The 14,346-nt window shown below is 57.5% G+C and carries 17 protein-coding genes; all 17 read left to right on the top strand.

Annotated features, from left to right (window positions below):
* Positions 1 to 83 precede the first annotated feature (83 nt).
* Positions 84 to 839, top strand: a complete 756-nt coding sequence (locus tag SDD30_RS02310; protein WP_434073314.1) for a PHP domain-containing protein — start codon at positions 84 to 86, stop codon at positions 837 to 839.
* Positions 840 to 1,191: 352 nt separating this feature from the next.
* The gene (locus SDD30_RS02305) at positions 1,192 to 1,665 is read left to right on the top strand and encodes an NADH-quinone oxidoreductase subunit NuoE family protein (protein WP_434073313.1); all 474 of its coding nucleotides are present in this window, start codon (positions 1,192 to 1,194) and stop codon (positions 1,663 to 1,665) included.
* Between the two features lie 6 nt (positions 1,666 to 1,671).
* On the top strand, positions 1,672 to 2,226 hold the full coding sequence (locus SDD30_RS02300) for an ATP-binding protein (protein WP_434073312.1): 555 nt from the start codon (positions 1,672 to 1,674) through the stop codon (positions 2,224 to 2,226).
* Complete coding sequence (locus SDD30_RS02295) at positions 2,226 to 2,594, top strand: (2Fe-2S) ferredoxin domain-containing protein (protein ID WP_434073338.1); 369 nt, start codon at positions 2,226 to 2,228, stop codon at positions 2,592 to 2,594. Before SDD30_RS02300 ends, SDD30_RS02295 begins: the two co-directional genes overlap by 1 nt.
* On the top strand, positions 2,595 to 5,630 hold the full coding sequence (gene nuoF, locus SDD30_RS02290; RefSeq protein WP_434073311.1) for an NADH-quinone oxidoreductase subunit NuoF: 3,036 nt from the start codon (positions 2,595 to 2,597) through the stop codon (positions 5,628 to 5,630).
* A 22-nt stretch (positions 5,631 to 5,652) separates the two neighbouring features.
* Entirely contained in the window at positions 5,653 to 7,374 is a 1,722-nt protein-coding gene (locus tag SDD30_RS02285; RefSeq protein WP_434073310.1) for an NADH-dependent [FeFe] hydrogenase, group A6, read from the top strand.
* Between the two features lie 271 nt (positions 7,375 to 7,645).
* Entirely contained in the window at positions 7,646 to 8,239 is a 594-nt protein-coding gene (locus SDD30_RS02280; RefSeq protein ID WP_434073309.1) for an SGNH/GDSL hydrolase family protein, read from the top strand.
* A 204-nt stretch (positions 8,240 to 8,443) separates the two neighbouring features.
* Entirely contained in the window at positions 8,444 to 9,061 is a 618-nt protein-coding gene (locus SDD30_RS02275) for a flavodoxin family protein (RefSeq protein WP_434073308.1), read from the top strand.
* A 73-nt stretch (positions 9,062 to 9,134) separates the two neighbouring features.
* Positions 9,135 to 10,481, top strand: coding sequence for a UbiD family decarboxylase (locus SDD30_RS02270; RefSeq protein WP_434073307.1), 1,347 nt, complete (start codon positions 9,135 to 9,137; stop codon positions 10,479 to 10,481).
* A gap of 4 nt (positions 10,482 to 10,485) precedes the next feature.
* Positions 10,486 to 10,659: a hypothetical protein gene (locus SDD30_RS02265; RefSeq protein ID WP_434073306.1), complete on the top strand. Its 174-nt coding sequence runs from the start codon at positions 10,486 to 10,488 to the stop codon at positions 10,657 to 10,659.
* Positions 10,660 to 10,673: 14 nt separating this feature from the next.
* On the top strand, positions 10,674 to 11,756 hold the full coding sequence (locus tag SDD30_RS02260; protein ID WP_434073305.1) for a BMP family protein: 1,083 nt from the start codon (positions 10,674 to 10,676) through the stop codon (positions 11,754 to 11,756).
* Positions 11,757 to 11,991: 235 nt separating this feature from the next.
* On the top strand, positions 11,992 to 12,135 hold the full coding sequence (locus SDD30_RS02255) for a hypothetical protein (RefSeq protein WP_434073304.1): 144 nt from the start codon (positions 11,992 to 11,994) through the stop codon (positions 12,133 to 12,135).
* 135 nt (positions 12,136 to 12,270) lie between these two features.
* Entirely contained in the window at positions 12,271 to 12,540 is a 270-nt protein-coding gene (locus SDD30_RS02250) for a hypothetical protein (protein WP_434073303.1), read from the top strand.
* A 112-nt stretch (positions 12,541 to 12,652) separates the two neighbouring features.
* On the top strand, positions 12,653 to 12,820 hold the full coding sequence (locus SDD30_RS02245) for a hypothetical protein (protein WP_434073302.1): 168 nt from the start codon (positions 12,653 to 12,655) through the stop codon (positions 12,818 to 12,820).
* 213 nt (positions 12,821 to 13,033) lie between these two features.
* Positions 13,034 to 13,420: a hypothetical protein gene (locus tag SDD30_RS02240; protein WP_434073301.1), complete on the top strand. Its 387-nt coding sequence runs from the start codon at positions 13,034 to 13,036 to the stop codon at positions 13,418 to 13,420.
* On the top strand, positions 13,369 to 13,917 hold the full coding sequence (locus tag SDD30_RS02235; protein WP_434073337.1) for a bifunctional diguanylate cyclase/phosphohydrolase: 549 nt from the start codon (positions 13,369 to 13,371) through the stop codon (positions 13,915 to 13,917). The genes SDD30_RS02240 and SDD30_RS02235 overlap by 52 nt, the downstream gene beginning before the upstream one ends.
* A gap of 153 nt (positions 13,918 to 14,070) precedes the next feature.
* Positions 14,071 to 14,214 carry a hypothetical protein gene (locus SDD30_RS02230; RefSeq protein WP_434073336.1) on the top strand — a complete coding sequence of 48 codons (144 nt, stop codon included), beginning with the start codon at positions 14,071 to 14,073 and terminating at the stop codon, positions 14,212 to 14,214.
* Positions 14,215 to 14,346 lie beyond the last annotated feature (132 nt).

Raw genomic sequence — 14,346 nt, 5'->3', positions numbered from 1 at the left:
AGCAGCGAGATCCAGGGTCGAAACTGGCAAGGCCAGTTTCATAATCGAACCTTTGAGTTTCAAAGTAGTTAACCGGTGATATCATGGCTGTTTATCGTGCTGACCTCCACATCCACACCGCCCTGTCGCCCTGCGCCGGGGAAGAGATGACCCCGCCGGCCATTGTGGCCGCAGCCCTGGCAGCCGGCTTACAGCTCATTGCCGTGACCGACCATAATAGTGCCGGTAATGTGGCCGCTGTCCAGGAGGCGGCCCGGGGTACCAGCCTTGAGGTCCTAGCCGGTATGGAGGTCCAGACCCAGGAAGACGTGCACCTGGTTTGCCTTTTCGCTACCGCTACTGCGGCCCTGGCCTGGCAGGAGAAGGTATACCGTCATCTTCCGGCCGGGGAGAACCGGGAGGACTATTTCGGGCCGCAAATCCTGATGGATGCCGCCGGGTGGGAGATAGGCCGGGAAAAACGGCTTCTTTTAGGCAGCACCAGGATGTCAGTAGAGGAAGTCGTCCGGGAGGTAAACAGCCGGGGCGGGCTCTGCCTGCCGGCCCACGTGGATAGGCCATCATACAGCCTCCTGGCCAACCTGGGGGTTATGCCGCCGGGACTGCCGGTGCCGGCATTGGAACTGGGCTTGTTCAGACCGGAGGCCGCCCGGAAAAAGTTTCCCGCCCTGGCCGGCAGGTCCCTAGTGGCCGCTTCCGACGCCCATTACTTGGGCGACATCGGCCGGCGGATTACCGAGTATGATCTAGGGGCGCTAAATATTGCCTCCCTAACCCGCGCCCTGCAAAAACAGCACTTCAGGGTGGTGGTTGATGCGAGGAAGGAGAATTTCAGATAAATAGCGCATCTGATTCGGTATTTTGATAGAACCAGAGTTGAACTTTTTGCCAGAACCCATTTTCGAAGGAGTTACCCCGTGTGAAGCGCACCATGATGCATGAAAATTAATTTGCAGATGATAAGGGTGAGGCAGGTTCCCGGAGGGCGCATTTGCGCTTAGTTCAGAAGAACGAGGCCGGCTGAGGATGAGCGCGGCCGCCTGTCCGAGCCCGAAGGGCGAGTTAAGGCCGCGCCCGAAGCCGGCCGAGTTCGATACAAGTATAAGTGCGCAACCAGCGCCCGAAGGGAACCTGCCTCACCCCCGGAAGCACGCTGAAGTGAGCACTATTTTCGAAGGAGGTTTTGTTACCATGGAAGCCTGTCAATGCGAAGCCAAATGGGAGGAACTCGACCAGATCATCGCCGCCCACCGCGGCCAGCCCTCGGCCCTCATCGAAGTCCTCCACCAGGCCCAGGACCTCATCGGCTACCTGCCCCGGCAGGTGCAGATCGCCATCGCCGACGGCCTGGGGGTATCTTTGACCGAGGTTTACAGTGTTATTTCCTTCTACCACCACTTTACCGTCAAACCCAAAGGCAAGTACCAGGTATCCGTCTGCAAGGGCACGGCCTGCTATGTCAAAGGCTCGCCGGAGATCCTGGAGCGCCTGGAGAAGGAACTGGGAATTAAAGCCGGCGACAGCACCGACGACGGCAAGTTCTCCCTGGAGGTCGTCCGTTGCCTGGGAGCCTGCGGCCTGGGCCCGGTAATGACCGTCAACAAACGCGCCCACGGCCTTTTAAAACCCGATAAGGCTGCTGCTGTCCTCAAGCAGTACCAGTAAGTAATCATGGAAGAACTAGCCCTGCATCTCCTTGATCTCCTGGAAAACGCCCTGGCCGCCGGCGCCCGCCACATCCTGATTACCATCGTCGAGGATGCCGAGGGGGACCGGTTGACCATTACCGTCCAGGACGACGGCCGCGGTATGGGGGCGGCGGCCCGGCAAAGGGCCATGGATCCCTTTTACACCACCCGCACCACCAGGAAGGTAGGCCTGGGACTTTCCCTCTTTCAGGCTACAGCCACCCAGTGCGACGGCGCCCTGTCCCTGACCTCCCAACCGGGCCAGGGGACCAGGGTGGTGGCCACCATGAGGCTCAGCCACCCGGACCTGCCGCCCCTGGGCGACATGGGAGCGACGGTGGCTGCGGCCTTGAGCCGGGAGGAACCAGTGGAGATTGTCTACCAGCACCGCCGGGGGGGCAGGGAGTTTCAGTTTTCCTCGGCCTGGCTGCAGTTGCACCTGGGGGAAATACCCCTGAACTGCGGGCCGGTACTGGATTGGGTACAACGTTATATTAACAAAGGCTTGGCAGAATTGTACGGAGGTGACGAGAAGTGATCAAATCCTTGGAAGAACTGCAAAAGGTCAAGGAGGCTGAACTGGAGGCTATCCGCCTGCGGGAGGCCGGCCAGAAGGCTAAGATTATCGTCGGCATGGGGACCTGCGGTATCGCCGCCGGCGCCCGGGAGGTTATGAGCGCCATCCTGGATGAACTGGGCAAGCGGCGCTTGAGCAATGTTGCTGTCACCCAGACCGGCTGCGTGGGCCTATGCGCCCAGGAGCCCCTGGTGGACGTTATCCTAGCGGGGAAACCGCGGGTAACCTACGGTAAAGTCGATGCCGGCAAGGCGCGGCAGATCGTCGCCCAGCATGTAGTCAATGGCATCGTGATCAGTGAATGGGTTGTTAACAGGGGGGAAGCGTAAATGGAATTCTATCGTGCCCACGTCTTGGTCTGCGCCGGCACCGGCTGTACGGCCTCGGAAAGCCCGGCTACCAAAGAAGCCTTGATCCACGAATTAAAGGCCCGCGGCCTGGACAAAGAGATCCAGGTAGTGGATACCGGTTGCTTTGGTTTCTGCCGTTTCGGCCCCAACATGATGGTCTACCCAGAAGGGGTCTTTTACAACCAGGTCCACCCGGAGGATGTCCCGGAACTAGTGGAAGAGCACTTCGTCAAGGGCCGGGTGCTGGAGCGTTTGTTATACAAGCAGCCGGAAACGGAAGCGGCCGTTAAAGCCTTCGAAGACATCCCCTTCTTCAAGCACCAGGTACGCATCGCCCTGCGCAACTGCGGCCTGATTAACCCGGAATCCATCGACGAATATATCGCCCGGGATGGTTACCAGGCCCTGGGTAAAGTGTTGACGACCATGACGCCGGCGGAGGTAATCGATACCGTGAAAAAAGCCGGCCTGCGCGGCCGGGGCGGCGGTGGGTTTCCCACCGGCCTGAAGTGGGAATTTGCCCACCGCTCGCCGGGACCGGTGAAGTATATCGTCTGTAACGCCGACGAGGGCGACCCGGGGGCCTTCATGGACCGTAGCATCCTGGAGGGCGACCCCCACGCCGTCCTGGAAGGCCTGGCCATCGGCGGTTACGCCATCGGCGCCAGCCAGGGTTATATCTATGTCCGTGCTGAGTACCCCATTGCTGTCAACCGCCTGAAGATCGCCATCCAGCAGGCGCGGGAGAAGGGCCTCCTGGGCCAGAACATCTTTAACTCCGGTTTCAACTTCGATATCGACATCCGCCTGGGCGCCGGCGCCTTTGTCTGCGGCGAAGAGACAGCCCTGCTGGCTTCTATTGAAGGCCGCCGGGGCGAACCGCGGCCGCGGCCGCCTTTCCCGGCCGTATCCGGCCTCTGGGGCAAGCCGACGGTCATCAATAACGTCGAGACCCTGGCCAATGTGCCCACCCTGATCCGTGAGGGCTGGGAATGGTTCGCCGGCATCGGCACGGAAAAGAGCAAGGGCACCAAGGTCTTTGCCCTGGCCGGCAAGATTAATAACAACGGCCTGGTGGAGATCCCCATGGGCACCTCCCTGGGCGAGGTGATCTACGACATCGGCGGTGGCATCCCCGGCGGCAAGAAGTTCAAAGCCGCCCAGACGGGCGGGCCTTCCGGCGGCTGCATCCCGGCAGAATACTTGAACACCCCCATTGACTATGAGTCCCTGACGGCCCTGGGTACTATTATGGGATCCGGCGGTCTCATTATCATGGACGAGGACACCTGCATGGTGGACCTGGCCAAGTTTTTCTTGGATTTTGTTAAAGATGAGTCCTGCGGTAAGTGCACCCCCTGCCGTATCGGTACCACCCGCATGCTGGAGATCCTGGACCGGATCTCCAAGGGACAGGGCAAGGAAGAAGACCTGGACCTGCTGGTGGAGCTGGGCCAACAGATTAAGGATACGGCCCTCTGCGGCCTGGGCCAGACGGCGCCCAACCCGGTGTTGAGCACCATTAAATACTTTCGCGATGAGTACCTGGCCCACATCCGCGATCACCGCTGCCCGGCGGGTGTCTGTGCCGCCCTTTTTAACTCGCCGTGTCAGAACGCCTGCCCGGCTAACGTGGATGTGCCCATCTATATTGACCTGATCCGTCAACGGCGCTTTGCCGAGGCCTATGAGGTCATCCGACGGGAGAATCCCTTCCCGGTAGTCTGCGGCAGGGTCTGCAATCACCCCTGTGAGGGCAAGTGCAACCGGGCGAAAATGGACCAGCCCCTGGCCATCCGCGAATTGAAACGCTTCGCCGCTGACTACGCCCTGAAGCTGAACGGCCAGCGGCCGCGGCCTGCCATCGCCCCGGCCAATGGTAAAAAGGTAGCTATTATCGGCGCCGGTCCGGCGGGGCTGACGGCGGCCTACTATCTGGCCGGTAAAGGATATAGCGTGACCGTCTTCGAGGCCCTCCCGGTGGCCGGCGGCATGATGGCCGTAGGTATCCCCGAGTACCGCCTGCCCAAGAAGACCCTCCAGGCGGAGATTGATACCATCATGGAGCTGGGGGTCGAGCTGCAGACAGGCAAAGCCCTGGGCCGCGATTTTACCATCGACGACCTGAAGGCACAAGGGTACGAAGCCGTCTTTGTGGCCATCGGCGCCCATAAGGACCAAAAATTGGGCGTTCCCGGGGAGGAACTGGAAGGTGTTTACGGCGGCACCACTTTCCTGCGCCGGCTCAATCTGGGCCAGGCTCTGGATGTCAAAGACAAAGTGGTGGCCGTTGTCGGCGGCGGTAACGTGGCCATGGACGCCGCCCGCTCAGCCCTGCGCCTGGGAGCGAAGGAAGTCCACCTTATCTACCGCCGCCAGAAGGACGACATGCCGGCTATCCGTGAGGAGATTCAGGAAGCGGAGAAGGAAGGCGTGCAACTCACCTGCCAGGCCAACCCGGTGGCTATCCGGGGCGAAAACGGCCGGGTCACGGCCATGCAATGCGCCCGGATGAAGATGGGTGAATTTGACCGCAGCGGACGGCGGCGACCGGTGCCCATGGAGGGAGCCGATTTCACCCTGGCGGTGGATGTGGTCATTACCGCCATCGGCCAAACGGTGGATCCTGATGGTATCCCGGTTGGGGTGGAAAAAGGCCTTGCCGGAACGGTAGTCGCCGATGCCAAGACCGGGGCCACAGCTCTGGACGGGGTCTTTGCCGGCGGTGACTGTGTGGCCGGGCCGGATACCGTCATCGGTGCCATAGCCGCCGGCAAGCGGATAGCGGCGGCCATTGATCGGTACCTGGGCGGCGACGGTATAGTCGTACCCGAATTGGCAATCAAACGCCAGCGGACAGCGCCGGTCATTGAAGAAATAACTAACCGCGAGGTAGCGGCAAGCCTGGAATTGGCCGATCGCCTCCAGGGCTTTGTTGAGGTGGAAGTGGGCTATGATGAGGAACAGGCCGTAGCTGAAGCGTCCCGTTGCCTGCGCTGCGACGTGCGGGAATAGGGAAAGATAGGAGGCGAAGAAGTTGAGTACCGTAAAACTGACGATTGATAACGTACCCGTAGAGGTAGAAGCCGGTACGACTATCCTGAAGGCCGCCGAGGAGGCCGGTATTCATATACCCACCCTTTGTTACCTGGAGGGAATCAATGAAATCGGCGCCTGTCGCGTCTGCGTGGTAGAAGTGGAAGGGGCCAGGAATTTGATGGCCTCCTGTGTGACCCCGGTAGCCGAGGGTATGATGGTAAAGACTAATAGCCCCAGGGTCAGGATGGCCCGGCGCCTGAATGTGGAACTACTCCTTTCCAACCACAAGATGGAGTGCCCTACCTGCATCCGCAACCTGAACTGCGAACTGCAATCCCTGGCCCAGGAACTGGGGATCCGGCAGGTCCGCTTTGAGGGTAAAAAGAGCGAGTATCCTATAGACGATTCCACACCGGCTATCATTCGCGAGCCTGACAAGTGCATCCTTTGCCGCCGCTGCGTCTCTGTTTGCGAGAAGGTCCAGGGCGTCAAGGCCATCGCCCCCCTGGGACGGGGTTTTGACACCGTCATTGCCCCAGCTTTCCAGGAAAAGCTCCTGGACATCGCCTGCGTGGAGTGCGGCCAGTGCACCCTGGTCTGTCCGGTAGGAGCCCTGTACGAAAAAGATTATATCAACGACGTCTGGGCCGCCCTGGCCGATCCGGAGAAGTTCGTCGTCGTCCAGACGGCCCCGGCCACCCGGGTTTCCATCGGCCAGGAGTTCGGCCTGCCCCCGGGGAGCGTCAATACCGGCCAGATGGTGGCGGCTTTACGGCGCCTGGGCTTTGACCGGGTCTTTGATACCGACTTTACCGCCGACCTGACCATCATGGAGGAGGGCTCCGAGTTTATCGAGCGCTTCACTAAAGGCGGCGTTTTACCATTAATCACCTCCTGCAGCCCGGGCTGGGTGAAATTTATGGAGCATTTCTACCCGGAGTTTATCCCTAACGTCTCCACCTGCAAGTCGCCCCAGCAGATGTTCGGCGCCGTGGCCAAGACCTACTACGCCCAGAAGGCTGGGATCGATCCGGCCAAGATGATCGTCGTCTCCATCATGCCCTGCACGGCCAAGAAGTTCGAGTGCCAGCGGCCGGAGATGCGGGACAGCGGCTACCAGGATGTGGATTACGTCCTCACCACCCGCGAGCTGGCGCGGATGATCAAGGAAACGGGAATCGATTTCCGCAGCCTGCCGGAAGAACAATACGACGACCCCCTGGGCGAATCCACCGGCGCGGCGGTTATCTTCGGCGCCACCGGCGGCGTTATGGAGGCGGCCCTACGGACAGCTTATGAACTCATTACCGGCGAAACCCTGCCGGCCCTGGACTTCTACGATGTCCGCGGCCTTAAAGGCATCAAGGAAGCCACGGTAGACATTAAGGGTACCCAAGTCCGGGTGGCGGTGGCCCACAGCTTGGGTCACGCCCGGCAACTTTTAGAGCGGGTCAAGGCCGGGGAGCAGTACCATTTTATTGAAATCATGTGCTGCCCCGGCGGCTGCATCGGCGGCGGCGGCCAGCCCATCCCGACCAACACCGCTATCCGGGAGGAACGCATTAAGGGCATTTACCAGGCCGATAAGGAGATGCCCATCCGCAAGTCCCATGAGAACCCGTCCATCCAGGCCCTCTACCGCGAGTTTCTGGGTCAGCCCCTGGGTGAGAAGTCCCACCACCTGCTGCACACCAAGTATACGCCCCGGGGGAAGTACTAAAGGGACACCTTTGCCGCCCTTGCGGCCCCACTACCATAAATAAGGTTCTGCTGGCTGGACGGGTGGCAACTTCTAAGGGAAGTAGCACCCGGCAGAAAAACCTCCCGTCTTACAAGGGTAACCGGGAGGTTTTTTACCTGGGTGTTTGATCGTTGTAGACGGCTTAATTAGAGGTTCCATCTTGTTTTATCTGTTATTTCAGGTTATACTAGAATTCAAGAAAGATAATTTAATCAACTTGGCCAAGGAGCGAACACTGGCGGAGGATTCAATGCCGTCTATCGATCTCATCGGTATGGGAGACAGCCTGACGTGGGGGTACCCCTTCGGGCCGGAGGCATCCTGGTTGAAGCTGGCGGCCCGGGAAACCGGCCTCAAGGCACTTAACCGTGGTATCAGCGGCGAGACGACGGGGGAGATGCTGGCCCGTTTCGACGAGGACGTGGTGAGACTTAAGCCGCGGACGGTGACCATCATGGGTGGCACCAATGACGCCTGGGCGGGTTATGCGGTGGCGGAAGTGGAAGATAATATCAGGGCGATGGTGGCTAAAGCCCAGCAAGCTGGCATCGAGGCCATCATTTGCCTGCCGCCGCCTCTCTGCCTAACCGGGTCCGATATACCGGCGTCATTCTTAAAAAAGATGGCCGCCATGCTGGCAGATTATCGTGAGGCCTGCCGTGAACTGGCTCGTACGCAAAGGTTAAAACTGCTGGACTTTTATACCCCGCTCCTGGACCCGGCCACCGGCTGGGGCCGGCGGGACTACTTTACCGACGACGCTCATCCCAGTGTTGCCGGTTACCGGGTCATGGCCGCCGTAGCCGTGCCTTTATTCCGGAAATTGTGCAGCAGAACCAACTAAACCGCTTTTTTCCTTTGGCCATTTTTCATATGACTTGAGGTAAACCCGTGAAAAGCCGGGTTTATTTAATTTAATAGCATTTAATAGCCCGGAAGGAAAAAGCGGTTTTATGGCGAATAATAAAGTAAGTTAGTTACAAAGAATAACGTTATTTTATGTAACTATATCACAGCAAATACCTGCACGGAGAGAGGAGGGAATATTTTGGCAGTCAAACTATTGGGCCTGTGCGGCAGCCCGCGCAAGGGGGCGACGGAGTACGTCCTCCAGGAGGCTCTGCAGGAAGCGGCAACCCTGCCGGGAATCGCGACCGAGCTGGTAACCCTGCGGGGGAAAAAGGTCCAGCCCTGTACCGGGTGTAATTACTGCAAGCGTCACCAGACCCGCTGCAATGTCCAGGACGATATGCAGGCGCTTTTTGATATCTTTGTCGCTGCCGATGCCTTCCTGGTGGCCTCGCCGGTATACGTAATGGGGCCGACGCCGCAGCTGGCCGCCTTTTTCAGCCGCCTGCGGCCTATCCACCACGTCTTTCCCGGCGCCCTGCGCAACAAGGTCGGCGGGGCTATTGCCGTAGGCGGAACTCGAAACGGCGGCCAGGAAATTACCGTAAACACCATTATCAACTATATGCTTACCCGCGGCCTGGTGGTCGTAGGAGGCGAGATCGGCGGATATGCCGGCGGCAAGATCTGGTCCCAGGATAAAATTGAGGCGGCCGGGGAGGACAACATTGGTATGGATACCGTCCGCGGCCTGGCCCGCCGGGTGGCGGAACTGGCCCTGCTATTACATGCCGGGCGGGAGGCTCTTAAAGCCTGATTCCGTAGGGCTGTTACTAATCCCAGCGGCCCCGAGTTTGCACAGTAGAAGCCTATTTTTAGGGGGGATAATCATGGAGTTTAGAGACTACCTGCAAAAACTCCAATCTGCCGGCCAACTGGTCACCATCGACCGGGAAGTCCAGCTTAACTATGAACTGGCCAGCATCATCAACACTATGCTGCAGCAAAACCGGCCCGTAGGTTTATTCCGGAACCTGACCCACCCTTCGGGCATCCCTGTCGTCGGCGGCCTGCTGGGTAATATGGAGCGCATCGCCCTGGCCCTGGATACTGAACCAGCAGGAATCAGCCGGAAACTGGAACAGGCCCTGGCCAACCTCATTGACCCGGTGGTAGTAGAAAACCCGCCCTGGCGACAGAATGTCTTCCAGGGCGAGGCGATCAACCTGGAAGAACAGCTACCCATCCCCTGGCATAATGAAGGCGATGCGGGGCCATATGTAACCGCCGGCATCATGATCAGCAAAGACCCGGCTACCGGCCGGCAGAATTACTCCTACAACCGCCTGCAGCTCAAGGGCCCCCGGAAGTTCGGCATCATGATGAACGCCTGGCGTCATATTGCCTGGTTTTACCAGGCACTAGAGAAAAGGGACGAGCCTTTACCCGTGGCCGTGGCCATCGGCGTCGACCCGGCCGTGGAAATCGCCGCCGGTTTCCGGATTGAGGAGGACGAAGCCATGCTGGCCGGAGCTATCAACGGTCGGCCCCTGCCGGTAAGTAAATGTCACACAATGGATCTATTGGCCCCGGCCGGGGCGGAGATTGTCATTGAGGGTTTCGTACCGCCCCACACACGGGAGACGGAGGGCCCCCTGGCCGAATTCACCGGCCACTTCGGCGAGGTCTATCAAAACCCTGTGTTTGAGGTCACGGCCCTGAGCTACCGGGATCAACCTATTTTCCGGACCATAGTACCGGGCTCCTTCGAGCATATCTATCTAGGGAATGTCCTGCCCCGGGAAATCATGCTGCGCAATCTAACTACCCACGCCTCGCCCAATGTCCGGAATGTGCACCTGACCCCATACAGCGGCGGTTTTATGGCGGTAATCGCCATTGACAAAAAGAACGAGGGCGAGCCCAAGAACATCGCCCTGGCGGCTTTAATGACCCATGTCAATATCAAGGTGGCCGTGGTTGTGGATACTGACGTCGATATCTACCAGCCGAGCGATATCCTCTGGGCCATCGCCACCCGCGTTGACGCCAAGAGAGATATCTTTATCGTCCCCTACGCCCAGGGCATGGAGAACGACCCCACCACCGGCCCCGACGGCACCCATACCAAGTTCGCCATTGACGCCACCCTGGCCCTGGGCCTTAAAGACGACTACCGTCGTGTCCGCTACCCGAAGGTGGACCTGGAGAAGTTCCTGCCAGGTTTGAAGGGGTGATCGGATGCCGTTGGTGGATCGCCGGGAATTGTTGAGCCTGTTGCTGCAACTCGGCAATATCCCCAGCCCCTATGGCCGGGAAGGAGAAGCGGCTGCCTGGGTTTATCGTTGGTTTCAAGAGCAGGGAATTAAAGCGTGGAAAGTCGGCGCCACGCCGGCTGGGCGCAAGAATAAGTGAGGAGGTCTTGAATAGTGAAAATTAAAGCGCGTACCGTATATCTGGTAGGGTTACTGATTTTACTGCTGGCAACAGCCCTTGTTTTCAGCGGCTGCGGCGGCGCCAAGCAGTCAGGCAGCAATGCCAATCAGGCCAATCAGGGTGCCCAGACGGGTGCTGACAGTAAGGCCGGAGATTTTAAAGTGGCCTTGGTTTTAAACGGCCCTATCAATGACAATGGCTGGAACGCCGCCGGCTACAACGGGCTGAAGACGGTGGAAAAGGAACTGGGAGTCAAAACGACCTACTCGGAAAACGTCAGCAAATCCGACCAGGAAGAGGTCCTGCGGGGGTATGCCACCCAGGGCTATAACATCGTCTTCGCCCACGGTTTTGAGTTCGTCGATACCGCTAAGAAGGTCGCCCCGGAATTTCCCAAAACCATCTTTATCGTTACCAACGGCTATTTCAGTGATAAAAACATCTCCTCCTTTTCCGTCAACAGCGCCGAGATGGGCTTCCTGGAAGGGGCTGCTGCGGCCATCCTGAGCAAGAGCAAAAAAGTCGCCGCCATCGGCGGAGAAGAGACCACCCCGATTAAACTGGGGATTGAAGGCTTTAAGCAGGGGGCTAAATATATCGACCCGAACGTAGAGGTTTTGAGTACCTACATCGGTAGTTTTAGTGACGTGGGTAAAATGAAGGAAGTTGCCATGAGCATGATTAATCAGGGCGTCGACGTGGTCCTGGGTAATGCCAACCAGGCCGGCTTGGGCGCCATCCAGGCGGCCAAGGAAAAAAACGTCTACGCCATCGGCAGCAGTTCGGATCAGCATGCGGTGGCACCAGATAATGTCGTCACCAGCGGCGTGCAAAATATCGGCAAGGCCATGTCCTTTATGGCTAAAACAGTCATGGACGGCAATTACAAACCTGACGTCTATATGGTAGGTGTAAAAGAAGGAGCCGTATTCCTGGCACCCCTCTACGATTTCGAACAGAAATTACCGGCCGATATAGTAAAGAAGATCAAACAGGTGCCTGAGGACATCAAGAGCGGCAAGGTGAAGATCGACCTGGACACCAAAACGGGCCAGGTTACCGTCGAAAAGCAGTAGCACGGCGCTAACGGTTAAGGGCAGGGGAACCCCTGCCCTTTTTTAGTGCGCCCGGCAGGGGTGTTAGCTTGGTGGTAAAAGCCACTAATGTAGGCGAGGTGGCAAGCCCTCAGCCGAAGGGGGGCGTCTATCTTTAGGCAGGACCTGATTATTATTGACAGATGAACTCAACGTGTGACAGAATATAACCATCGAAAACAAATATAGCAGACAATCTAAACCGAGGAGAGCTATCATGGGGCAAGAGTTGTTTAGGGAGATTTTGGAAAAGGCGTCCTGCGGCTATGCCTATCATTGGATTCTCTACGACGAAAAAGGCCTGCCGGAAGATTACGTTTTCCTGGACCTTAATCCCGCCTTTGAAGCCTGCCCGGTATAAGGGAAGATGATTTCGACTGGGTGGAATGTTACGACCGCCTGGTGCAGAACGGCGAGACGGGAGAATGGTGCAGTATGCCTCATCCCTGAAGCCTGGTATAAGGTCAAGGCTTTTTCACCCGAAAAAGACCGCTTCGTGACTATCTTTCAGGATATAACACCAGAGACGGCAAGGATCAGAATTTTCGAGGAGCAGACGGGAAAGATAAAAGAGCTGACCGATGAGCTGGAAATGATCTTCAACGGCACCCAGGACGCCCTTTTACTGGTGGAAGTCGACGAGGGCCGTTTTCGTTACCTGCGCACCAACGAAGCCCACCAGAAGCTGACGGGTTTTAGTCTCAATGCAATCCAGGGTAAAACCCCGGTGGAGCTGATGGGCGAAGAACTGGGAAAAACCATTTAAGACAATTATCAAAGGTGTGTAACGGCCGGAAGGCCCATAATCTACGAAGAAACATTAAACCTTCCCGGCGGGGAAAAAGCTCACCAGATTAACCCCGATAACAGAAAAGGGCATGATGAAATACATAATCGGTTTTAGTACGGAAATAACCAGCCTCAAACAGGCGGAGGTCCGGTTGCGCCAGACTCTAAAATACGAACAAACCGTCAGCAAACTGGCGGCCCAGGCCCTCCAGGAAGGCGACCTTGAAGTTTTCTTACTAAGAGTATCGCGATATTAGGAGAGGGGATGGACGCCCTCCGGGCCTATATCTTTGAAAGGGATCCGGTAAAGGGAACTATCAATAACACCTACGAATGGATGGCCCCCGGCGTTGCCCCCCAGAAAGATAGTCTCCAGCATATGTCTGAAGAAGAGTACGCCTGGTGGACGGAAAGGCTGAAAAAATCGAGAAGCCATTTACTATGGCGATATAGAGGCCATTCCCGATTCCTTGACGAAGGAAACCTTAAAAATTCAGGGCATAAAATCAATCCTGGTGGCGCCCATATTTTTAGAAAAGGAATACTACGGCTTCGTAGGCCTGGACGTCTGCGGTGCAGGCAGGGAGTGGGCGGAAAGCGAAAAGAATTTAATGTGGACGGCGGCCTGGATATTATCCCGTAGCATCCTCCTGCGCCGGACCGCCAGAGTCTTAAGGAGGGGGAAAATCGTCGGCCTGGCCAACCATACCATGCTCGTCACCCGTGACGGGTATAGGGTGCCCATCGCCGACAGCGCCGCCCCTATAACGGACGAAAGCGGCGGCATCCATGGTATGGTGATGGTATTCCGCGACGTCACCGGCAAAGGGAATGGGAGCGAAGGATTGTTCATTTAAGCTACCACGACGCCCTCACCGGTCTTTACAACCGCCGCTATGCTGAAGAATGGCTGCAAGATGCCGCCAATACCGTAAAGCTTCCCGTAGCCGTAATCATGGCCGACGTCAACGGTTTAAAACTTGCAAACGACGTTTTCGGCCACGAAGAAGGCGACAGGCTTTTAAAAATGGCCGCCGAGGTTTTGCAGGGATGCCTGCGCGCGGGCGACGTCATCTGCCGCTGGGGCGGCGACGAGTTTCTCCTTTTGCTGCCCGTCAAGTACTGGAACGAGGCCAGAACGGAAAACCTGTGCCGGATACTGGCCGTGGCCAACGCCTTCGACGCCATGACCAGCGACCGCCCCTACCGCCGGGCCATGTTCTGCAAGGCGGCTGTGGCCGAGCTGAAAAACAACGCCTGCAGCCAGTTCGACCCCGGCGTGGTCGCCGCCTTTCGGCGCCATTTAAAGGAAATCGAGTACTGCCGGAACGGCGGCCAGGGCGATTGCTGTTAGGGAGGAGATCTTTTTATGCCAAAATGGAAAATAAACTACATAGTCGATTTGCTTCTTTTCCTTTGCGCAATCGGCCTGGCCATATCGGGCTTCATCACCTGGAAAGTGCTACCTTCCGGCAGGTAGGGACGGGGGAGCGAAGCGGCTACTTTTATTTTTAGCCGGCATGAATGGGTGGGTTTCCACGAACTGTTGGCGGTGATCGCGGTTATTCTGGTCATCGTTCATATTGTCCTGCACTGGAGTTGGGTCATGGCCACCACAAAGCGTATTTTCGGCCTGGGGGATAAAGATTAAACGCAACTACTCAATCACCTTAAGAAATCGTATTTTTTCATGAATTAAAGGGGGCTAGCCATTCTCCCCTACTCGTTTTTAGCCCCCTACAATCCAAAATTTTGTCTCGCCATCCGGCCGGATGTATTGTAT

The sequence above is a fragment of the Moorella naiadis (nom. illeg.) genome, from assembly GCF_051020825.1.
Lineage (GTDB): Bacteria > Bacillota > DSM-521 > Neomoorellales > Neomoorellaceae > Neomoorella > Neomoorella naiadis.
Note: the sequence above shows the minus strand (reverse complement) of the source record. Positions and strands in the feature narration are given on the sequence as shown.